The sequence below is a fragment of the Corynebacterium antarcticum genome, from assembly GCF_016595285.2.
Classification (GTDB): Bacteria; Actinomycetota; Actinomycetes; order Mycobacteriales; family Mycobacteriaceae; genus Corynebacterium; species Corynebacterium antarcticum.
The window spans coordinates 52,135-72,898 of record NZ_JAENIP020000001.1; the positions used below are offsets into that span (position 1 = coordinate 52,135).

Annotated in this window: 17 protein-coding genes; 3 read left to right on the forward strand and 14 right to left on the reverse strand. The window is 66.3% G+C overall.

The genetic code is table 11. The features are described 5' to 3' along the window. Positions 1 to 92 precede the first annotated feature (92 nt). Positions 93 to 1,433, forward strand: a complete 1,341-nt coding sequence (locus JIM95_RS00240) for a class I SAM-dependent methyltransferase (RefSeq protein WP_200257445.1) — start codon at positions 93 to 95, stop codon at positions 1,431 to 1,433. A gap of 5 nt (positions 1,434 to 1,438) precedes the next feature. On the opposite strand, the gene JIM95_RS00245 is transcribed toward JIM95_RS00240, so the two are convergent. The 4 genes from JIM95_RS00245 to JIM95_RS00260 all read right to left on the reverse strand — a co-directional run bounded on the left by JIM95_RS00245 (position 1,439) and on the right by JIM95_RS00260 (position 7,664). Further along, complete coding sequence (locus JIM95_RS00245; RefSeq protein WP_200257446.1) at positions 1,439 to 2,104, reverse strand: histidine phosphatase family protein; 666 nt, start codon at positions 2,102 to 2,104, stop codon at positions 1,439 to 1,441. 32 nt (positions 2,105 to 2,136) lie between these two features. Further along, positions 2,137 to 2,814 carry a DedA family protein gene (locus tag JIM95_RS00250; protein ID WP_234034521.1) on the reverse strand — a complete coding sequence of 226 codons (678 nt, stop codon included), beginning with the start codon at positions 2,812 to 2,814 and terminating at the stop codon, positions 2,137 to 2,139. A 210-nt stretch (positions 2,815 to 3,024) separates the two neighbouring features. Then, positions 3,025 to 4,386: an MFS transporter gene (locus tag JIM95_RS00255; RefSeq protein WP_200257447.1), complete on the reverse strand. Its 1,362-nt coding sequence runs from the start codon at positions 4,384 to 4,386 to the stop codon at positions 3,025 to 3,027. Between the two features lie 335 nt (positions 4,387 to 4,721). Continuing rightward, positions 4,722 to 7,664 (reverse strand): FAD-binding and (Fe-S)-binding domain-containing protein, encoded by a 2,943-nt coding sequence (locus tag JIM95_RS00260; protein ID WP_200257448.1) that lies wholly within the window; start codon positions 7,662 to 7,664, stop codon positions 4,722 to 4,724. Between the two features lie 379 nt (positions 7,665 to 8,043). On the opposite strand from JIM95_RS00260, the gene JIM95_RS00265 reads away from it, so the two are divergent. Beyond that, the gene (locus tag JIM95_RS00265; protein WP_200257449.1) at positions 8,044 to 9,021 is read left to right on the forward strand and encodes a bile acid:sodium symporter family protein; all 978 of its coding nucleotides are present in this window, start codon (positions 8,044 to 8,046) and stop codon (positions 9,019 to 9,021) included. 21 nt (positions 9,022 to 9,042) lie between these two features. Here the strand turns inward: JIM95_RS00265 and JIM95_RS00270 are convergent, their stop codons facing one another. From JIM95_RS00270 to JIM95_RS11540, 7 genes are all read right to left on the reverse strand, one after another. Further along, positions 9,043 to 10,206, reverse strand: a complete 1,164-nt coding sequence (locus JIM95_RS00270; protein WP_248231469.1) for a cysteine desulfurase family protein — start codon at positions 10,204 to 10,206, stop codon at positions 9,043 to 9,045. Beyond that, positions 10,203 to 11,075: a carboxylating nicotinate-nucleotide diphosphorylase gene (gene nadC / locus JIM95_RS00275; protein ID WP_248702922.1), complete on the reverse strand. Its 873-nt coding sequence runs from the start codon at positions 11,073 to 11,075 to the stop codon at positions 10,203 to 10,205. The genes JIM95_RS00270 and nadC overlap by 4 nt, the downstream gene beginning before the upstream one ends. Before the next feature lie 2 nt (positions 11,076 to 11,077). Further along, on the reverse strand, positions 11,078 to 12,415 hold the full coding sequence (gene nadA / locus JIM95_RS00280; protein ID WP_200257450.1) for a quinolinate synthase NadA: 1,338 nt from the start codon (positions 12,413 to 12,415) through the stop codon (positions 11,078 to 11,080). 48 nt (positions 12,416 to 12,463) lie between these two features. Next, positions 12,464 to 13,123, reverse strand: a complete 660-nt coding sequence (locus JIM95_RS00285; protein WP_248702923.1) for an NUDIX hydrolase — start codon at positions 13,121 to 13,123, stop codon at positions 12,464 to 12,466. Between the two features lie 2,105 nt (positions 13,124 to 15,228). Continuing rightward, positions 15,229 to 15,456 carry a hypothetical protein gene (locus tag JIM95_RS00290; RefSeq protein WP_200257453.1) on the reverse strand — a complete coding sequence of 76 codons (228 nt, stop codon included), beginning with the start codon at positions 15,454 to 15,456 and terminating at the stop codon, positions 15,229 to 15,231. Positions 15,457 to 15,467: 11 nt separating this feature from the next. Beyond that, positions 15,468 to 16,157, reverse strand: coding sequence for a YceI family protein (locus JIM95_RS00295; protein ID WP_200257454.1), 690 nt, complete (start codon positions 16,155 to 16,157; stop codon positions 15,468 to 15,470). A 32-nt stretch (positions 16,158 to 16,189) separates the two neighbouring features. Continuing rightward, entirely contained in the window at positions 16,190 to 16,390 is a 201-nt protein-coding gene (locus JIM95_RS11540; protein WP_410170733.1) for a hypothetical protein, read from the reverse strand. A gap of 475 nt (positions 16,391 to 16,865) precedes the next feature. Here JIM95_RS11540 and JIM95_RS00305 point away from each other — a divergent pair, with 475 nt between their 5' ends. Then, positions 16,866 to 17,252, forward strand: coding sequence for an RNA polymerase-binding protein RbpA (locus JIM95_RS00305; protein ID WP_198737891.1), 387 nt, complete (start codon positions 16,866 to 16,868; stop codon positions 17,250 to 17,252). Positions 17,253 to 17,827: 575 nt separating this feature from the next. On the opposite strand, the gene JIM95_RS00310 is transcribed toward JIM95_RS00305, so the two are convergent. From JIM95_RS00310 to JIM95_RS00320, 3 genes are read right to left on the reverse strand one after another with little or no spacing between them, the layout of a single operon-like run. Then, positions 17,828 to 18,622, reverse strand: a complete 795-nt coding sequence (locus JIM95_RS00310) for a polyprenol monophosphomannose synthase (RefSeq protein WP_200257456.1) — start codon at positions 18,620 to 18,622, stop codon at positions 17,828 to 17,830. 7 nt (positions 18,623 to 18,629) lie between these two features. Continuing rightward, positions 18,630 to 20,171, reverse strand: coding sequence for an apolipoprotein N-acyltransferase (gene lnt, locus JIM95_RS00315; protein ID WP_200257457.1), 1,542 nt, complete (start codon positions 20,169 to 20,171; stop codon positions 18,630 to 18,632). Between the two features lie 11 nt (positions 20,172 to 20,182). Continuing rightward, the gene (locus JIM95_RS00320; protein ID WP_200257458.1) at positions 20,183 to 20,749 is read right to left on the reverse strand and encodes an FxsA family protein; all 567 of its coding nucleotides are present in this window, start codon (positions 20,747 to 20,749) and stop codon (positions 20,183 to 20,185) included. Positions 20,750 to 20,764: the final 15 nt, after the last annotated feature.

Consider the following 20,764-nt stretch of genomic DNA (forward strand, 5'->3'; position numbering starts at 1 on the left):
GCGGGATAACATCGACGCACGCGTTCTCCGCGCCCCACCCGGCGTCTACCATCCACCAGCCCAACGCAACGAAAACGGAAGTATTCAGACCCATGCCCGGCCCCGCATTCGGGGGATACACCCCCGCTCATCTCGTCCACGTCGACGCTTCCAGGTGGCCCGGTGTCGCGATCGTGCCGGACAACCGGATTCTGCGGCACCGGGCTGCTGCCGCGGAATCCCGGTTCGCGGAAGCCTGCGCCAACGCGGGCATCGTCCTGGACCCGGAGGCTCCGGGCGGTTCCGATCTGACCGTGGAGAACGAGGAGCTGTTCCTGCGGCTGGCCGACAGCGGTTGGCTGGGACTGGCGGAGGGGTACATGGCCGGGGAGTGGCGGAGCCGGGACCTGGTGGCGAGCCTGGTCGGCCTGCTGGACTGCGGATTCGCGCCCCGGGGAAGGTTCCGGTCGGGCTCGCCGAGGGGGGTCACGGCGGGAGGATACGTCGGCGGTGAGCTTCCCGGGGACCTGGTCCGGAACTTCTCCGGCGACGGTATGTCGGCGTTCGGTGCCCGGTTCTCCTCCGGAGTGCCGACGACGGTCCGGACCTCGGTACCGAGCTTCGTCCGTGGTGCGGGACGGGGGAGCGAACCGTCCAGCCATTTCGTCGACATCACGACTCTCGCACCTCCGGTGGCGGTGGAACGGGCGGATCTCGGTCAGGCGCAGCAGCGCGCCGCCGAGGCACTGCTCGATGCTGCCCGGGTGCGCAGGGGGACGGATCTCGTCGAGTTCCCCTGCGGTGGCGGGACTGTGGCCCTCGCGGCGGCCAGACGGGGCGCCACCGTCGATTGTCTGACGGCCGATCCGGATCTGGCCGGAACGGTCCGGGAGCTCCTCGACCGCGATGCGGACGGTGGCCGCGTGCACGTGACCGTGACGGAGAACCCGATCCCGACACGTCTGGAATGGATGGGGACGTACGACGCGCTCGTGAGTGTGGAGAAGCTGGAGGTTCTCGGCGCCTCCGGCAGGTCGACCTATCTCCGTGCCCTGGAGCAGATGCTCGTCCCCGGTGGATATGCGGCCCTCCAGAGCGTCGTGGCCACCGACGGGATGCGTCGTGCGGGACGTGACGCCCTCGCGGTCGCGCGCGCCTACATATGGCCCGCCCTCGAGCACATCACCATGGAGGATCTGCACCGTGCCGTGGACAGGACGACTGAACTGCGGATAGTCGCGGAGGTGCATTTCGCGCCCCACTACGAATCCACCCTGCGCCTGCAGCGGGAGCTTTTCAGGGCCAATGAGCGCAGAGCCGCCGCGGACGGTTTCGACGTCGTGTTCCGGCGGCTGTGGGACTACCAGCTCGCTCTGATGGAGGCGATGTTCCGGTTGGGCTGGTTGGACGCGGTGCAGGTTACAGCGACCTCCCGGCGTCCGCTGCACCGCTGAGACCGTCAGTGGTCCCAGGAGATGAGCCGCCAACGGCCGAAGGGGGCGTCTCCGGGTTCCATGATGACGAGCCCCGTGTTCGGGATCGGGTGAGCCTCCTCAACGGCGATTCCGGTGGCGTGGCGCGCGAACAGCCTCATCGCCGAGGCGTGGACAACGACGACCGCGTCGCCGTCCGGACGCCGGGCCATCTCCCGCAGTACGATGTCCTCCAGTACCGGTCGGTAACGCCCCAGGAACGTGGTGATGTTCTCACCTCCGGGGGCCATCCCGGTGGTGTCCCCGTTCAGTGCCGCGAGATGGGCGGCCCGGAAGGTCTCCAGCGAGGTGATGTCGGTCAGGTCCTCGAGGTCCCCGGCCGAGAATTCGTGCAGCCCCGGACGGGTTGTCAGTGGCACGGTGCCGGAAGCGAGCCCGGCGTGTTTCTCGAGGGATTCGACGAGGAGCGCACCGGTGGACCTCGCGCGGAGAGCCTCGGAGGTGTGCACGCCCGTGAGTCGACCGGGGTCACCGTTCGCCGCTCCGAGCATCTCGGCGAGTCGCCGGCCCACCTCGACGGCCTGGTTTCGACCGAGTTCCGTCAACGGGGCTCCCGGTGGACGTGTGTCCAGTGAATGCCGGATGTTCGCTGTCGTTTCTCCGTGTCGGACCAGAATCAGTCGGCCGGTCATTGTCTCCTCCTCGTGTGTGTCTGTGTGCGGGGTCATCGTCCCGGTGTCCGGGTACCGGGCGTGTCGGTTTCGCGGACTTCCGTTCCGACCTGTCGCCGTGAATGCCGGATCAGGGTCGTCACCTTGATGAGCATCGGGAACAGGACGAGGGAGACGCCGATGACGATGACCCAGTGCATGTACTCCTGTACGACGGGAACCTCCCCGAGAAGATAGCCGGCCGAGGTGATGCCCGCGCCCCACAGCACGCTGCCGATCACCGAATAGAAGGTGAATGTCCGGTGCGGCATGGACGAGAACCCGGCGACAACGGGCGTCACGGTACGGACGACGGCCACGAATCTGGCCAGGGTGACCGTCGCGGGCCCGAACCGGTCGAAGAAGTGGTTCGTGCGTTCGACGGCCTCGGGGCCGATCCACTGCATCGCCTGCGAATCCAGCGCCCTGGGCCCGTAGCGTCTGCCGATGAGGAATCCGAGTTGATCGCCGAGTATCGCGGCGAGTGGGATGCCGATGAGGAGGACCCACAGTGGCGCGAATGGATTCTCCGCGTGGGCCATGATGCCCGCCGTGAAGAGCAGCGTGTCTCCGGGGAAGACGAATCCGATGAGCAGGCCGGTCTCCATGAATACGATGGCGAGTATCCCGAACAGACCGAACGAGTTGACTAGTGTGTCCACGTCGAACAACGGCGGCCACCTGCTCTCCATCTGAATGTTCCGTTCGCGGGTCGCTACGGAATCGATCCACCTCTCAGGTGGCTTGCCTCCCGATGATACGACACGGGGCGTCGGGCGGTTACCTGTGGAGTCCGTTGACCCCGGGTGGGCGTGTGCCGACCGGTGGTTCGGAGTGACCGAGCCGTCGTGGTCGTGGGTACACCCGTCCCGGGTTCCGGTGACGTGTGCCGGCGCTGGGTACTAGATCTCCGTCATGTCCACGTAGCGGGTCTCGTGCATGCAGCGGATCGCGATGAGGGAGATCACCGAGACCGCGGCCAGATAGAAACCCACGGATGCCACACCGAAGGCGGCGACCAGTGCGGTGGCGACGAAGGGTGCGATCGCCGCGCCGAGGATTGAGGCCAGGTTGTAGGCGATTCCGGAGCCGGTGTACCGGACGTTGGTGGGGAAGAGCTCCGGTAGCACCGCGGACATGGGGCCGAAGATCAGCCCCATGATGAACATGCCGATGGTCAGGAACGCGAGAGTGCTTCCGGTGGTGGCGGTGTCGGGGCTGAGGAACAGCGGGAACACCAGGCCGAAGCCGATCATCATCAGTGAGACGATGCTCAGCGTCCGGCGGCGCCCCCGGGAATCAGCGAGCCGTCCGGAGAGGAGGATACCGAGGATGAAGGCGAAGATGGAGATCAGCTGGATCTTCAGGAAATCGGTGTAGTTGATCCCCAGTCCGAGCCCCTTCTCCCGTGGGCCGATCCCGTAGGAGAGGACCCATGTGGTGACCAGATAGAACAACGTGTAGCAGCTGACCATTATGAATGTTCCGAGCACCAGCGGACGGAAGGATGTGCGGAATACCTCGGCGACCGGGGCATTCACCTTCTTGCCGCTCTGGACCGCACTGGTGAACACCGGGGTCTCCTCCAGTTTGAAACGGACGTAGAGCCCGATGACGACCATGACCGCCGAAAGCAGGAACGGGATACGCCAGCCCCATGTCATGAAGGCTCCGGTGGTGTCACCGTTGGTGTGCCCGAGTGTGCTCACGAGGATCAGGAAGAGTCCGTTGGCGGCGAGGAACCCGAAAGGCGCTCCGAGCTGCGGCCACATCGCCGCCCAGGCGCGCTTGCCTTTTTCGGCTGTCTCCGTGGCGAGCAGTGCCGCGCCGGACCACTCCCCGCCCAGACCGAGTCCCTGGCAGAAGCGCATGAGCGCCAGCAGTGCGGGCGCGAGGACCCCCGCCATCGCGTAGGTCGGTAGCACACCGATGAGGAAGGTCGCGATACCCATGGTGAGCAACGACGCCACGAGAGTGGCCTTTCTGCCGATTCTGTCACCGAAATGTCCGAACACGACCGAACCGAGGGGGCGGCCGAGGAATGCGAGCCCGAAGGTCGCGAAAGAGGCGAGGAGAGCCACGGTGTGGTCCTCGTTCGCGGGGAAGAACAGGTACGGGAAGACCGCGACGGCTGCACTCGCGTAGGCGTAGAAATCGTAGAATTCGACGGTTGTCCCCACCAGCGAGGCGATGACGATCCGGCGTCGCGTACGTCGATCGAAGCGCGGTCGGGTGGTGGATACCGGGGTGGTGGTTCCGGTCATGGGAGTGGGGGTTCCTTCGTGCGGAGAGGTGTATCGGTGATTGGTGTCCCTGACCTGTGGAGTCAACGATGTGGTGGGGACCGGTGCGGTGATGTGTCACCACACCAAAAGCAGGTAGTATCATACACCTTTCTTTTCACGGTACAGAACCCGAATTCCAATCCATGGGAAACGGCCGTCGGCGCACTCCATTCGTCGGGGGCGAGTCCACCTGCCTTCTCCGTGGGGTCCGTGGTGACGGCCGGGGTCGCCACGGACCATCCGCGACCGGTGGTCGGAACCGGGCGAAAGCGCTCAGAGGGCCTGCTTCCCACGGGAATACCGGTGTCACGGTGTCACGGGGTCACCACGGGACGGGACGCCTTCTCCAGGAGGGATGCCACGCTCTGGTAGGGCTTGCCCGCGATCATCTCGAGTCCCATCTCGCATGTCCGGTTGTCGGAGACGAACGCATCGAAGTGCCCGGTGAGTCCCGCCCGCTCCTCCCGGGTCGCGGACTCGACCAGCTCGGGGTGCAGCAGACCGCGGTCACCGGCCGTTCCGCAACAGGTCGCCTTGTCCGGGACGACGACCTCATCGGCAACCCTCCGCACGAGGGCCACGAGGTCGTCGTTGATGCCCATGTGGGTGGTCGAGCAGGTCGGGTGGACCGCAACCCTGCCCGCCGAATCGGTGAACGTGAGTCCGTCGACGACCTCATCCCTCAACCAGTCGACTACATCGAGTATCCGGATCCGGGAGAAGTTCTCCGCGAGGTCACCGTCCAGGGCGCCGGGCACCTGCTCCAGGAGGCCGTGTGTGCAGCTCGCGGCGTCGACGACCACCGGCAGTGCACCCCCGTCGGTCCACCGCCACAGGTCGGCGGCGATGGCCCGGGCGCGGTCCTCGAAGCCACGGGTGTAGCCCTTGGACGACCAGGGCGTGCCGCAGCAGTTCCCCTCGACATCCCCGGGGATCCAGACCGGCCGGCCCGACCTGCGTCCGAGTTCGACGATTGCCCGGGGAAGCTCCAGCTGGTCGGCCGGCGCGCCGTGGGGGCGACCGAAGATGCGGTTGATGCAGGCGGGGAAGTAGACGGCACTGGCCCCTTCCCGCTGCGTGGCGGGCATCGTCCGCGGAGCGGCGTGCGGCAGCTTTCCCGGGATGGTCGGCAGGATGTCGGAGGAGATCACCGCGCGGCCCGCGGTCGCGACGCCCCGCAGGGCACCGGTTCCGGCGACGCCGTCGAGGAGCTCCGCGGCCTTCACCCCGCCCCGGGCCGCCCGCTCGAAGTGCCGGAAGTTGCGCGCGGTCCCGAGGGCGATGTGCTCGGCGGTGCCGTCGTGCTCGGCGGCCCGGAACATCTTCATGACCTTGCCGGTGTCGATGCTGATCGGACAGGCCACGGCACACGTCCCGTCGGCGGCGCACATCTCGATCGCGTCGTACCCGTACTCCTCCTGGAGCCTGGCCAGCACCTCGCTGCCCTCCGGCTGCCGCGCCATCTCGCGCCGCAGCACGATCCGCTGTCGCGGGGTGACCGTGACATGCCGGGAGGGACAGACCGGCTCGCAGAACCCGCATTCGACGCAGGCGTTGATCTCGTCCTCGACCTTGGGGAAGGACTTGAACCGCTGGAGGTGGATGTCCTGGCTCCGGGTGAGTTTGACGTTCGGGGCGAGGATACCCCGGGGATCGATGAGCTCCTTCACCCGCCACATCAGCTCCCAGGCGCGGTCACCCCACTCCCGGAGGAGGAAGGGGGCCATGTTGACCCCGGTGCCGTGCTCGGCCTTCAGGGAACCCTGGTAGTCGTCGATCACCAGTCGGGCGAGATCATCGAGGAAGGCCGCGTAGCGGGCGCGTTCCCCGTCATCGTCCAGTCGGGGGAGCAGGAAGAAGTGCAGGTTGCCGAATGCGGCATGGCCCATGACCATTTCCGGGTAGCCGTAGCTGGACAACAGGTCCAGGAGATCCGCAGCTCCTCGACCGACCTGGGCGGGCGGGAAACAGACATCCTCGGTGATGAGTGCGGTTCCCTGCGGCCGATCCGATCCGATCAGCCCGAAGAGTCCGTTCCGGATCTTCCACGCACCACGCTGGCCCTCCGGGGAGCGATCGAAGGCCAGCGGGGAGAGCAGCTCCGCATCGGCGAGTACGTCCTGGGCCGCGGCGATCGCGCGCTCGAGTTCCTCCTCGGAGGTCCCACCGACCTCGAGGAGCAGTGCCGCGGTGTTGTCGTCGATGTCAGCCCAGTCGGCGGGGGCCTCGCGGAAGTTGTCGACGGACCGCTTCAGCACCGGAGCAACCAGCAACTCACAGGCCAGCGCACCGGTCTCCATCAGCGGGGCGACATAGGAGGCCGCCTGCCGCAGGTCGGGGAGCATCACCCAGGCCACGGCCTTGTGCCGGGGCAGCTTGATCGTGCGGATGACGGACTCGGTGATCGCACCGAAGATGCCCTCGGATCCCACCATCAGGCGCATGAGGATGCGGACGGGGGTGTCCTCATCCAGGAACGCGTCCAGGCGCAGACCGTTCGTGTTCCGGATGGAGAACTTCCTGCGGAGAAAGTCGACCAGCTCCGTGTCTCCCCGGATCTCATCCCGGAGCGCCAGGAGACCGGCGACCAACTCAGGTTCGGCCTCCTCGAGCTTCGCCTCGGCGTCGGGGGCCATCGTGTCCACGATGGTGCCCGAGGGCAGGACGAAGGTGGCCTCCTCCAGGGTGTGGTAGCTGTCCCGCTCGAGCGAGCAGCGCATTCCGCCGGCGTTGTCGGCGAGCACGCCGCCGATGGTGCAGACGGGCGTCGATCCCGGATCCGGCCCGATCATGTGGCCGTGGCGCGCCAGGACAGCTTGAGCGTCCCCGAGGACGACACCCGGTCGCGACCAGATGCGTTGTCCCCCATCCCGGACCTCCATGCCGGTGAAGTGGGTCTTCACGTCGACGAGGATGTCGTCACTCATGGCCTGGCCGTTGAGCGAGGTGCCCGCCGCCCGGAACGTGAGCTTCCGGTCGTTGCGGGCGGCGAAACGCATGAGTCTCGACAGGTCGTGTGCGTTGCGGGGACGGACCACGATCTGCGGAACGGTCCGGTACGGGCTGGCGTCTGAGGCGTAGCGGATGAGATCACTCACGCGGCCCGAGACATTCTCCGCGCCGAGGAGTGTCCGCAGTGCCTTGAGCAGGGGTGCGGGGGCACCGTTGGCACGGTCGGCGGGTACAGCGTCCGGCTGTGGGGCGGCGCCCTCGGGCCGCCCGATACGACTGGGATCCGGAGTCAGCAGCTTCTTCATGGATGCAGTCTAACGCGCGTGAGGTGACAGCAGACATCACACTCCGGCGATTCCCGGAGCTCCGAGAAATTAGTCTGACCGTGTTGTTTGTGGAAGTGGGTCCCCGAGGGCGGAAATACTGATCGGCCGCAGGAGTTACTTCGGGGGTGGAGACATGGGGTAGCTTCGGGCCGCTGCCGTTCGGGATGGCGGGGAACGTTCCATTACGGTGATCCGGAGTTGCAGAGCAGGTGCACATCCGCACCCGCAGCTTTCGTCCACCGGATGCGCCGCCACCCCGGCCCCGGACCGCCCGCGCCGCGCACACCTCGCGCGGTCGGCGGACACCGTGCCCGTACCGTCGGACACCGCGAAGAGATCACCAGTGGAAGGAAGAACCTTGTCCCTTCTGGACAGTCACAGCGCACCGCACCCACCCGAGACGGGGGACAGGGAGGAACGTTCGGCGACGCTCGCCGTCCTCGCGTTCCCCGCGGTCGTCATCATCGGCGCCTTCGTCGCCTACCTCATGCCGGACACGTTCACCCCGCTGAAATCCTGGATCTCACCCGGGCTCATGGTCATCATGTTCTGCATGGGTCTCACTCTCACCCTTCCCGACATCGGGACGGTGGTGAAGAGGCCCTGGCCGATATTCCTCGGGGTGGCCGCCCAGTACATCGTCATGCCGCTGTCCGCCGTCGCGGTGGCCAAAGCGCTCAACTTCGGGCCCGAGGTGGCGGTCGGTCTGCTCATGCTCGGGTCCGTCCCGGGCGGCACGGCCTCGAACGTCATCGCCTATCTCGCCAAGGGCGATGTCGCGCTCTCCGTCGCCATGACCAGCGTCTCCACGCTGTTGTCCCCGATCGTCACCCCGATGCTCATGCTCTATCTGGCCGATGCCCAGGCGGACGTCGATGCCGGGGGGATGACCTGGTCCCTGGTGAAGACGGTGCTCATTCCGGTCGGGCTCGGTCTCGTCCTCAGGGTGTTCTTCGACCGTTTCGTCAACATGATCCTGCCGGTGCTGCCCTGGCTGTCCATCGGCACCATCGGAATGGTCCTCATGGTCGTCGTCGCGCTGTCCGCCGAGAAACTCGCGGTGGTGGGGCTCGTGGTCCTGCTCGGAGTGATCATCCAGAATCTCCTCGGCTACGTCGTCGGCTACTACGCCCCGAAGCTGCTGGGCCAGAAGACCGCCGCCTGCCGGACCACGGCCATCGAGGTGTCCACCCAGAACTCCGGACTCGCGTCCGCGATGGCGACCCAGTTCTTCAGCCCCGAGGCCGCGATCCCGGGTGCCATCGCCGCCATCTGGGCCAACGTCTCCGGAGCGCTCTACGCCGCCATCGTGCGCCGCATGCCCATCAGGGACTGACCGACCCCGCGGGACCCCGGTTCAGGACCCGTGTCGGAGAGCGGCGACCACCGCCGCCAGCTCTCCGGCGGCGGCCGCGAGATCAGCTTCGGTGGTCGCCCGCCCCAGACTGAATCGGAGTGCCGTGCGGGCTAGGTCTTCCCCGATTCCCATCGCGAGCAGGACAGGGGAGGGGTCCTGGGACCCCGCGGCACACGCCGAGCCGGAGGAACAGATGACGCCCCGTCGCTCCAGCTCGATCAGCACGGTCTCGCCGTTCACAGCGTCGATGACGAAGGACGCGTTGCCGGGTAGGCGGCGGGTCGGGTGACCCGTCAACCGTGCACCGGGAACCGTCGCCAGCACCCGCCCGATGAAGCCGTCCCGCAGGCGTGTCATCCGTTCGGCCGTCGCCGCACGTTCCGACTCCGCCGAGACCAGTGCCGTGGCCAGCGCGACGGCGCCGGCCACATCCTCCGAACCGGAACGGCGGCCCCGTTGCTGGCCGCCACCGTGGATCAGGGGCTCGACGGGAACAGAGGATCGTGCCCACACCAGGCCGATTCCCCTCGGAGTCCCGAGCTTGTGCCCCGACAGTGACAGCGAGTCCACCCCGAGCACCGACGGACGGATCTCCAGCTGCCCGGCGGCCTGTACCGCATCGGTGTGCAGGGGGACACCGTGCTTCCGACACACGGCGGACAGGGCCCCGAGGTCCTGGACCGTTCCCACCTCGTTGTTGGCCGCCTGCACCGACACAAGGAACGTGTCCGGTCGGATGAGAGCCTCCACCGTGTCGGGATCAACGAGTCCCGACCCGTCACAGGTCAGCTCCGTGGTCGGCACATCGTGGAACCTGCGGAGGTACGCGGCACTCTCACGCACCGCGCTGTGCTCGAGGGGACCGGTGAGAAGGTGCGCCCGTCCCGTTCGACGTCTGTGTCCGAGCGTGATCCCCTTGACCGCGAGATTGTCCGCCTCCGTACCCCCGGAGGTGAACACCAGCTCGTCCGGTCGCACTCCCAGCGTGTCCGCGATCGCGCGCCTGGCCGCGGTGATCCCGGCCCGGGCGGCTTCGCCGACCCCGTGGTGGCTGGACGGATTGCCGAATTCCGTCGTGAGGAACGGCCACATCGCGCGCAGCACTTCGGGACGTGGTGGCGTGGTGGCGGCGTGATCGAGGTAGATCAGGTCCGGACCGCTCACCGGGCGTTCCCGGAGGGCCTCACGGTCACGTCGAGCCCGAGGTCCAGGGACCGGACGCCGTGGGTGAGCGCACCGACGGAGATCACGTCCACCCCGGTTCCGGCGATGTCGCTGACCGTGTCCAGGCTGACCCGCCCCGAGGCCTCGACGATCGCCGCGCCGCCGATGAGTGCCACGCCCTCCCGCAGCTGCTCCAGGCTGAAGTTGTCCAGCATGATGGAGTCGACACCCGCCGCGAGGACATCGGGGATCTGGTCGACCCGGTCGACCTCCACCTCGATGTGGGTGGTGTGGGGGAGGTGGGAACGCGCCGCCCGGAGAGCCTCGGTCACCGACAACCCCTCGGCGAGCAGCACCGCCAGATGATTGTCCTTGACCATGACCGCATCGGACAACGTGGCCCGGTGGTTGTGGCCGCCACCGTCCCGGACGGCCTTCTTCTCCAGCATGCGCAGCCCCGGAGTCGTCTTGCGGGTGTCGACGATTCGGACACCGGTACCGGCCACGGCGGCCACGTACCGCGAGGTGAGCGTGGCGATTCCCGACATGCGTTGGACGAGGTTGAGCCCGATCCGTTCCGCGCGGAGCACCGATCTGGCGGAGCCGGACATCTCCGCGAGAACGTCACCGGAGGCGAAGCGGGAGCCGTCCGCCACCCGGATATCGATCTGTGTCCCGGGATCGATGCGCAGGAAGGCCGCGGTGAACACGGCCCCACCCGAGAACACCCCGTCCTCACGGGCGGTGAGGGTCGCGGTCGCGCGGGCGTCAGGGGGGATCAGTGTCTCGGAGGTGAGGTCGCCCCACGGGGCGTCCTCTGCGAGGGCGTCGTCGATGATGCCGTTGATCTGTGCCGCCGTCGGGTACACGGTCAGTCCTTCCTTCCACTGGTTGATCCGGCCATCGGGCGGGGTGCGACGGACAGCATGCGCTCCAGGGCGACACCCGCCTTTGCACCGGTGTCCGGATCGACGGTGATGCGGTTGACGGTGTCACCGTCGACAAGGGACTCCAGCACCCACGCGAGATACCCCGGGTGGATCCGGTACATGGTGGAACACGGGCAGATCACCGGATCCAGGCAGAAGATGGTGTGCTCGGGGTGCTCGGCGGCCAGTCGCTGGACGAGATTGATCTCGGTGCCGACCGCGAACACGGACCCCGGGGGAGCGGCGTTGATCGCCTTGACGATGAAGTCGGTGGAGCCTGCGGAGTCCGCGGCGTCGACGACCTCCATCGGGCACTCCGGGTGCACGATGACGTGGGCGTCCGGATACCCGGCGCGGGCACGGTCGATCTGGTCGGCGGTGAACCGCCGGTGCACGGAGCAGAAACCGTGCCAGAGCAGGATCCTGGCGTCGAGGAGCTGCTCCCGGGTGTTTCCGCCGAGCGGACGGTCGGGGCTCCACAGAGGCATCTGCGCCAGCGGGATTCCCCGGGCACGACCGGTGTTGCGGCCGAGGTGCTGGTCGGGGAAGAACAGGACACGCTGACCCCGCTCGAACGCCCACTCCAGCACCGCGTCAGCGTTCGAGGACGTGCAGACGATGCCGCCGTGCTCACCGACGAACGCCTTCAGTGCCGCCGAGGAGTTCATGTAGGTGACGGGGATGACCGGGACGCGACCGTCCCGGTCGGTGGCCGAGCCGTAGATCCCGTGCAGCTGCTCCCAGCAGTCGGTGACCGCATCGAGTTCGGCCATGTCCGCCATCGAACAGCCGGCGGCGAGATTCGGGAGGATGACCTTCTGGTGGGGCGCCGAGACGATGTCCGCGGTCTCCGCCATGAAGTGGACGCCGCAGAACACGATCGCTTCGGCGGCCGGCCGGGTGCGGGCCGCGTTCGCCAGCTGAAAGGAATCGCCGACGAAATCGGCGTGCTGGACGATCTCATCGCGTTGGTAGAAGTGGCCGAGGACGACGACCCTCTCGCCGAGCGCCGCTTTCGCCGCGCGGATCCGATCGTGGAGTTCCGCGTCGGAGGCCTTCCGGTACTCGGGCGGCAGACTGCCCTGGCGGGGAGCATCGTCGGGGATCGGATCCGACATTGATGCGCCGGGCCCGTACCCGGGCATGGCGTCGAACGCCCAGGGGTTCTCGGTGAGCGAGCTGCTGCAGGAGGATCCGGCGCGGGCGCCCGCAGTGATCAGCTGTAGTGTCCGATCCACGGAAGCGTGTTCGCGTGGGCCGGTCGGTTCTTGGTTGGGCATGATGTACTGGTCCTCCGGTTATGCGGGTGAGGGGTGGCGAAAACCGTGCTAGGGGCGGGCTGAGCCCGGAGCACGGTAGCTGTAGAGCTTGGGTGGTCGGTGGGGGGTGCCGGTGAGCACCCGGCCGGTGTCGACGAGATCGGGGGAGGAGATCATCGAACGCCGGAAGTTCGCGGGATCCAGGGGATGGCCGAGAACGGCTTCGTGGACGTGCCGCAGTTCGGTGAGCGTGAACGTGTCTCCGAGGAAGGACCTGGCGATGGCCGAGTACTCGACCTTGGTCCGCAGGCGGTCGAGTGCGTAGTCGACGATCTCCAGGTGGTCGAAGGCGAGGTCGGGGAGATCCCCGGCCGGAAACCAGCGGACGTTCTCCCGTTCCCCGGCGTGCTGTGCCTCGTCGGTCCGGAGCAGTGCCCAGTAGACGACGGAGACGACCCTGCCGGTGGGAGAGCGGTCGACATCGCCGAAGGTGTAGAGCTGTTCGAGATAACTGGGGTGGAGACCGGTGGTCTCCGCCAGCGTCCGGGAGGAGGCATCCTCCAGCCCTTCGTCGGCGGGGAGCCAACCTCCCGGTAGAGCCCACTGACCGAGGTGCGGGTCGCGGGTCCGTCTGACGAAAGGGGTCCACAGGGAAGGTGTGGCCTCGGGCTCCGGGCGGAGAGCGAAGATCACGGTGGATACGGCCAGTCGGGTATCGGGCGGGGACACCGTCTCTCCTTTCATCTACCTTTAGGTCTTGATGACCTTTAGCGGTGTTGATCAGCTTACAGTCGAACCGACCAAAAGGTGCAGCCGATTGCAACTCCGGAGAAAACGGAGCACCATTGGCCCCGTGTTTCCGTATCCGGGGCAATCGTCCGGGGTTGAACCGCGGGGGAGGGGAAATAAGGTTCCGATTGTCGTCCCGGTGACACCTCCACCAGGTCAGGTCCGCTTCTGCCCGGTGTATTACGTCGCGTGCATCAGGATCGCTATCGTGCGCAGGCCGACCGTCGGAGACGGCGCCGCGGCCCACGGGAAGGGTCGGTGGGGAAGAAGTGGGTGCGGGGATTATCGTGCCGCGGTCGCGGTCCCTGATGTCTTTGGCCCTCCCATTTAAACTAATAATGTTTGCCGTATTTGAGTTTGCTGGCGGAATGGAAGAAGCACAACGCGGGAGTTTTTCGAACTCAGTAAAAAGTCATCCACAAAGGGGAGCTCGCACGGCAGCGAATCAAATAGAACAGCTGTTACCCTCTCCCTGGTGACCGCCTGTGTGGGCTTCGTAATTTTCTCATGGCTATTGTCTGACAATTCGATCAGTCCCAATCTTGCAGCGCCCATAATCGCAACGTTGAGCGCACTAACCCTCTATCAGGCACTGACCGGTACGGAAGTAGATCGGTAGAGCGGATAGAAAGCGAGGATACGACGTCAATCGCATGGTACTGCATGATTTCACTGCAGTTCACCTCGGTGGCCGGTGCAGGGCAGAGCGCCGGGGTATCTGCCAGCGGTTGTCTCCATCGTCCGAGAACTTCGACACGTGAGCTCAAACCCAAAAATGGAAGCTTCGAAGGATTCAAATACTGTTCCGGACAATGTCGAGCATCCATGACTGAGAGAATGGAAGACGTGCATGCCTGAATGGATGGCGGCAGGTTGTCGATGTCACACCCTGTAGGAGCAGCCGGGCACCCGGGGAATAATGACGGTGGTGGAAAATATAATTGACACGTTATCGGTATTCAGTTCAGAATACGAACCTCGGCAAGGCGCCATTTCCCGCACGGGTGTCCGGAAACACGGCAAGTGGTTCGCCCTTTCGGAGAGTTGAGCTCGGTGGCGCAATCGGGTCTTTCTCCGGAATTGCCCGGCACCACATTCAAATACCAGATGTGGCGGTAGATCAGATTCTGCAGAGGCTGTGACCCGGGTGTTCTGTGTCGTGGTTCCTCGGCCATGCTGAGCACCATCACCGGGGCAGAGAGCTTCTCGGGCTTCCGCCGGTGGCCGCCAGATGGTTACATCGACCAGTGGGCGCACTCGCTCATGGGCCGCGGGGGGTCTTCCGGCGAGCCCGTGGCCAGTGCCGGTGGGGTGGTTTTCGTCGTTGCTACGGACCTGATGTGTGCGCATTGGTTGTGCTCCCGCTGCCACCCACGTCCGCCGCCGAACTCATAGCCGTCTTGCGGGACGACCGGGAGGATGGTGTCCCGGCCGCTGACCCCACCGTGAGTCTCAGTGTGGCTGTGTTCAACCGCGAGTTCGCCTGACGGGTCCTCCGGCAGCGTTGTCTGGTGGTCGGGGTTCCGGCTCTCCCGGAGGCGCGGCTCGGGGAGAGCTCCGGTAACCATCTGTCTGGGGGAGAAAGACACGCTGCGCCGTCACGCAGCGGGTGCCGTGTCGGGCACGGTGTTAAATGACATAATGTACATTATCGGCCAAGAGGCGATCTCGGTGTTCCCTCTGTGGGTACCTCCGGGTGCCGGAGGCTGTGTCGTCGGCCTGGCTCCGATTCCGGGACCCGGCCCGTGATGCCGGGTGCCGGGTGCGTCGTACCATCCCGGCGTTATCGGGTCGGAGGTTGACGTATGGGCGCTGCTTCCCGGGCAGCGTGCTCCCAACACGTCGTCCCGTTGTGGCGCCGTTGCAGCCATGTCCCGCAGCGGTACCTGATGGCGTCTGCACTCCCGGATGATGGCACCCGTCGGTGCGTGGGTGGACTTCCCGGCGGGGTGTTGACCGCCCCGCCGCTCCGGTCGGCGAGTGCGGAAACACACCACTTTTTGTCACGCGTGACAAAAAGTGGTGTGTAAAGACCTATGACCTGATCATCGCCGGCGAGATGATTTACCCGGCTCCTTCCCACCGGATCCGTCTGTCGCGGCCCGGATGCTGTCCCGTGTGCTCCGGGCCGTCCGCAACTGGAATCCGGTGAGGACGAGGAGAACGACGCCGATACCCGCGAGCAGCCACATCTGCGAGTACGCCGTGTACCCCAGAAAACCGATCAGGATGACGATGCGGAACCAGAGCATCGGGATCATACGGTGCGCCATGATGTTCTACCTCACTTCTCGAAGACGAGACGGATGTTGATCTCGCCTTTTTCGGCGATGGTCGCCGCGACGAACTCCGGCGGGTAGATGTTGTAGTCGGTCCTGTCGACGGTGAGAACCCCGGCTACGATGACCCGCTCACCGGTGCGGAGGACGTCCAGCGTGGGTGTCACGTCGCGGGAGGTTCCGTGGAGAGTGAGGACGCCGGGAACCTCAGCGTTCGCCACCGTACCGTCGTCGGGAACATCCGTGAGATCGATCGGCCCCTTCACCTGGAATGTGGCTGTCGGGAAATCGTCGGTGTGCAGGATGCTCCTCCGCACATTGATGTCCCGCTTCTCGATGTCCGTTTTGATGGTCGTCGCATCCGCGACAACCTCTCCGTCGGTGAGTTGTCCGTCGCTCACGTCGAGGAAGCCCGTCACCTGGTATGTGCTTCCCGAGGTACTCTTGCGCTCGCCCGGAAGCACCTCGTTGAAGGTGAAGCCGACACCGGTCGTGTTCGCCCCGGAGCCCGGAACGAGATTCCAGTGGCCGTCGACACCGGTCGTCGCGGGAACAGCGTTCTCCGCGTTGATGCCACCGGTACGGATGCCGGGGTTGGTGATGAGTTTGTACACCAGCGGGCCGACGCTCGCCAGGGAGATCACGATGATGGCGATGACGGTGAGAGCCACGAACGGCTTCTTGAGGGTTTCCATGTATCCTCTTCCGGTGTTCTCGACGTGCGAAGTTAGCGAAGGTGTTCGGCGCGGCGCGCCAAGGTGACGAGCTCCGTGCAGAGTTCACGGATCTCCTCCGCAGGGGAATTCTCCTCCGCGGCCGTGGCGATGTCCTCCGCGGCACAACGGAGCTCGAAGAGCAGATCGGTGAGACGCTCCGCCTTCTCCGGGCGCATGATGACCGCGTCCTCGGGTATCGAGGTACCGGACACCCGCGAACGCTGTTCGTAGGCGCGCTGCCTACACGAATGGCTGCAGTATTTCCGCGGTCGTCCCCGGTCCTGTTCGGGAACAGGACCCTGGCACCATTGACATGTCGCCTGGCGCCTGACGACCGCTTCCTCACTCACTCCCCCAACCTTAGGGCCTTCCCGGCCGCATCATCAACAATCACCCCGGACCCGGGTGTCCGGTCCGGACGGTCGGTAAAGAGGTGACCGGTCATCTCCGGTGGTCGTGTGGCGTGATCAAGGGCTATAGTGGTGTGGATGAACAGCCGTTCCGTCCGTCGACCCGGAGCAGCGCGAGGAAACAGAGGGTGCGAACCACCCGCCGAACACCGGATTCAACCGGTTCCGTCGTTCGCTGCACCACGGATGACGCGGACGTCTCCGCTTCACACTGGGGATCATCCGGCTGAACATGGCTGTTGAACAGTATTTCGCACAGTAAAGGACTGATACTTCTATGGCAGATCGTGTTCTCCGCGGTAGCCGCATGGGCGCCGTGAGCTACGAGACCGACCGCGACCACGACCTCGCGCCGCGCCAGCTGGTGAAGTACCGCACCGATGACGGGGATGTCTTCGAGGTTCCTTTTGCGCATGACGCGGAGATTCCCGGCACCTGGATGTGCAAGAACGGTCAGATGGGCACCCTGATGGAGGGTGAGGGTGTCGAAGCCAAGCCCACCAAACCTCCGCGGACCCACTGGGACATGCTCCGTGAGCGTCGTTCCATCGAGGAACTCGACGAGCTCCTCGAGGAGCGGATCGAGCTCCTCCGCAAGCGTCGCCGCAACGCCGCTCGCCTGCTGAAGCAGCAGCAGGAGGAAGCGAAGAAGAACGGGGCCTGATTCCCTCCGGCACACGGAACGGACCGTCACGTCGATCACCGTCGACCGGAACGTGGCGGTCTGTTTCCGTCACCCGGGTGCACAGAAAGGCCCGATCCGTGCCCTGACCATCGGTGGAACGGGGATGCTCCTCCCCTTCTCCCGCAGGCCGTGTGGGGCGGGACCAACGGTGGTCCCGCCCTCCCGTCATCCGGAACGGCTGGACTCCACGGCGGGTCTCATCGGTGTGGAGGCGTCATGGCATGATCCGGACATGTACGCGGACAGGTGCCCCGTTCCCCCCTCGGTGGAACAGGCGATCTGCCCCTGATGTGGTGCCACTCCCCTTGGCGGTGTGCCGTCACCGGTGCGGTCACGCCACTCCCCACGCGGGATACCGCCGCATTCGGGGACAGTGTGCTGTGCTTCCTCGGGCGGCACCCGGACCGGTGGTTGACCCATTGGGAGATCTCGGACGGAGTGTGGGAGGCACCCCACCGGCGCACCGATCCGGTGGCCGGGACCATAGGGCGAGACGCATCCCGGCCCGACGGAGAACCTGGATCTGTGCCGGGGAAGCACTCCGGGAAGGGGGATCAGTTACGGCGCCGCTTGCGACGGCGGAACTCGATCTCCTTCTTCACTTCCTCCGCGACGGCGGAGAGCTGCTGCCTGCGGTGCGCGACGCCCCACGCGGTGACCTGTGCGAGGGAATCCTTGACGAAGCTGCCGTCCAGTTTGGACTCGCCGATCTCGCGTTCGGTGAAGGTGATCGGGACCTCCCGGACGTCGAAACCCTCCCGTACCGCCCGCCACGCCAGGTCCACCTGGAAGATGTACCCGGCGTTCGACAGCTCGTCGAGATCGAGGGACTCGATCAATTCGCGGCGGTACGCGCGGTAGCCGGCGGTCATGTCGCTGAGCCCCGCGCCGAGGGCCAGCGAGATGTAGATGTTCCCGCCCTTCGATAGCAGCCACCGCTGCTTCGGCCAGTTGACCACCTTCCCGCCGTCGACGTACCGGGAACCGATGACCAGATCGGCACCGGCGTCGATCTGACCCAGCAGGAGGTGCAGCTGCTCGGGTGCGTGTGACCCGTCGGCGTCCATCTCGCACAGGACGCGGTAGTCGCGTTCCAGACCCCAGCGGAATCCCTCGACGTACGCGCCGCAGAGACCGCCCTTGCCGTTGCGGTGCAGGACGTGGATCCGGGGATCGGCGTCGGCGATCTCGTCGGCGAGCTCTCCCGTCCCGTCCGGGCTGGCGTCGTCGACGACGAGGATGTCCACCTCCGGCGTGGCGGAACGGACCCGACCGGTGATCAGGGGAAGATTCTCCCGCTCGTTGTAGGTCGGGATGATGACCAGGGTTGCGTCGCTGGGTTTCGACATGGGTGAGTCATTCTCCTCGGTGTGGCTGGCGCCTGCGTCGGGGCCCGGTCGATCGTCCGGTTCTTCCGGTGACGAGCACGACGAACAGGCATATCCACCCAATCATACCCAGCGTCACCTCGATCCAGGAACCGTGGCGGGCCGCGAACGTGAGCCGGTCGCGGAGTGGAAGAGTGTCGGTGAGTACGGCCGGGGTGAAGATCCTCGTACTCGAGGCGACGTGACCGTCGGGGTGGATGATCGCCGACACCCCCGATGTCGCGGCGACGACGACCGCACGGTCGAGTTCCAGAGCCCGCATCCGGGACATGGCCAGCTGCTGGTAGGTCATGTCGGAGAAACCGAACGTCGCGTTGTTGGTGGGTGTGGTCAGGATGCGGGCGCCGGCCCTGACCGCGTCCCGACCGGCCGCGTCGAAGGCGACCTCGTAGCACGTGGCCACGCCGACGCCGATCATCTCGCCGGTGGCGGGGACACGGACATGCACGACGCCGTCCCCGTCGCCCGGCTTGTAGTCACCGGCCCGGTCGACGTACGGGGACAGGGGACGGAGCAGCTCCCGGTAGGGCATCCACTCCCCGAATGGCTGAAGGTACTTCTTGTGGTGCCACTCCCCCGGGCCGGTGACGGGATCGAATACGACGACGGTGTTGCGGTCGCCGACATCGTCCCTGGTGAGTGTCCCCACGAGAACGGGCGCGCCGGCCGAGCGCACCGCCTCGTCCACGAGTGTGCGCGCCTGAGCGTCGGCGAAGGGGCTGACGTCGGCCGAGTTCTCGGGCCAGACGACGAGATCGACCGGTTCCCCGATGGTCTCCGTGACCCGGGTGTGGTTCGCGAGGACGGCTCGCCGTTGCGCGTTGAAATCGAGACCGAGTCGCGGGACATTGCCCTGCACCGCGGCGACGGTGATCCGTCCGGTGTCCGCGTCCGCTCCGGGAGCGGTGGCCCAGGATCCCGCTGCGGCGATGACGGGAACGGCGATCAGCGTGAGCGCCCGGTACCGCCCGCCGCGGAGGATCAGCGTGGCCACTCCGGCCGCGACCATCACCGCGCCGAACGAGACCAGGGCAGGGCCCCCGACGGGCGCCAGGAAGCGGAGGGGGCCGTCGACCTGTCCCCAGGCGAGGCGGACCCACGCGAAGCCGCCGAAGGGCCAGGAACTGCGCAGCCATTCGACGGCGACAGCCATGAAGGCGTAGACGACGGGTCCGCGGCGGAGGCGTGCGGCCGCCGTGACACCGGCACCGAGGGCGATCGCGTACAGGGACTCGGTGACGGCGAGAGCCACGTAGGGGAACGTCCCGACGAGCTCACCGATCCACGGCAGGAGCAGCAGGTAGAGCACGAGCGAGTGGCTGAAGGCGAGGAACACACCGGTGCGCAGCCGGGGTGAGGACGCCAGGATCCCGCGTTTCCAGGGGGCCAACGCCACGTAGAGGATCGCCATCCCGACGATGCCGGCGGGCCACCAGCCGAGGGGCTCGTAGGAGGAGTAGACCAAGACGCCGCTGAGCAGTGCGAGCAGCAGACGGACGAGAGAGCTCATCGACCGACGTATCAGGCGCGTGGGCGGGTGTCGCCGGTGGATCCGTCCCCTTCGTCCCCGCGGTCGTCGAGGAAGTCCTCGGGGGTGACCTCGCTGCTCCAGCGCTGGATTTCCTGATCGTCCGGAGCGGAGGTGGTCGAATCCTGCGACGGGTCGTGGTCGACGACGAATGTTCCGTAGCTGGTGGTCTGCCGGTACCGGTTGGCCGCCTCGAATCCACGGACCCCGAGATCCTCGATCTTGCGGCGCATCTTGCGGGCGAGTATTCCGCGGACGATCGACCTCGTCGGTGGGATGATCAGCATCAGGCCGACGATCGTGGTGATGAACCCCGGCATCGCGACGCCGAGGGCACCGGCGGCGACGAGACCGTAGTCACCGGCCCCACGTCCCGCGTTGACGCGTCCCTGGGATAGTTTCAGCGCGATCCGGCGCATCTCGACGGCGGCGAGCAGCAGTCCGCCGAAGAAGAACAGCAGGAGCAGAAGCAGCGCCCAACCGACCCCCAGCCATCTGGCGACCAGCCAGAAGGCGAGGGCCTCGGTCAGGATGTACGGGATCGCGATGAAGATAGGCACCCGCCCGAGTGTACC

Bases quoted from the DNA above. Each gene is read 5' to 3' on its own strand.
- JIM95_RS00305 (WP_198737891.1), top strand. From the start codon at position 16,866: ATGGCAGATCGTGTTCTCCGCGGTAGCCGCATGGGCGCCGTGAGCTAC.
- JIM95_RS00310 (WP_200257456.1), bottom strand. From the start codon at position 18,622: ATGTCGAAACCCAGCGACGCAACCCTGGTCATCATCCCGACCTACAAC.
- JIM95_RS00290 (WP_200257453.1), bottom strand. From the start codon at position 15,456: ATGGCGCACCGTATGATCCCGATGCTCTGGTTCCGCATCGTCATCCTG.
- JIM95_RS00250 (WP_234034521.1), bottom strand. From the start codon at position 2,814: ATGGAGAGCAGGTGGCCGCCGTTGTTCGACGTGGACACACTAGTCAAC.
- JIM95_RS00295 (WP_200257454.1), bottom strand. From the start codon at position 16,157: ATGGAAACCCTCAAGAAGCCGTTCGTGGCTCTCACCGTCATCGCCATC.
- JIM95_RS00255 (WP_200257447.1), bottom strand. From the start codon at position 4,386: ATGACCGGAACCACCACCCCGGTATCCACCACCCGACCGCGCTTCGAT.
- JIM95_RS00260 (WP_200257448.1), bottom strand. From the start codon at position 7,664: ATGAAGAAGCTGCTGACTCCGGATCCCAGTCGTATCGGGCGGCCCGAG.
- JIM95_RS00245 (WP_200257446.1), bottom strand. From the start codon at position 2,104: ATGACCGGCCGACTGATTCTGGTCCGACACGGAGAAACGACAGCGAAC.
- lnt (WP_200257457.1), bottom strand. From the start codon at position 20,171: ATGAGCTCTCTCGTCCGTCTGCTGCTCGCACTGCTCAGCGGCGTCTTG.
- nadA (WP_200257450.1), bottom strand. From the start codon at position 12,415: ATGCCCAACCAAGAACCGACCGGCCCACGCGAACACGCTTCCGTGGAT.
- JIM95_RS00240 (WP_200257445.1), top strand. From the start codon at position 93: ATGCCCGGCCCCGCATTCGGGGGATACACCCCCGCTCATCTCGTCCAC.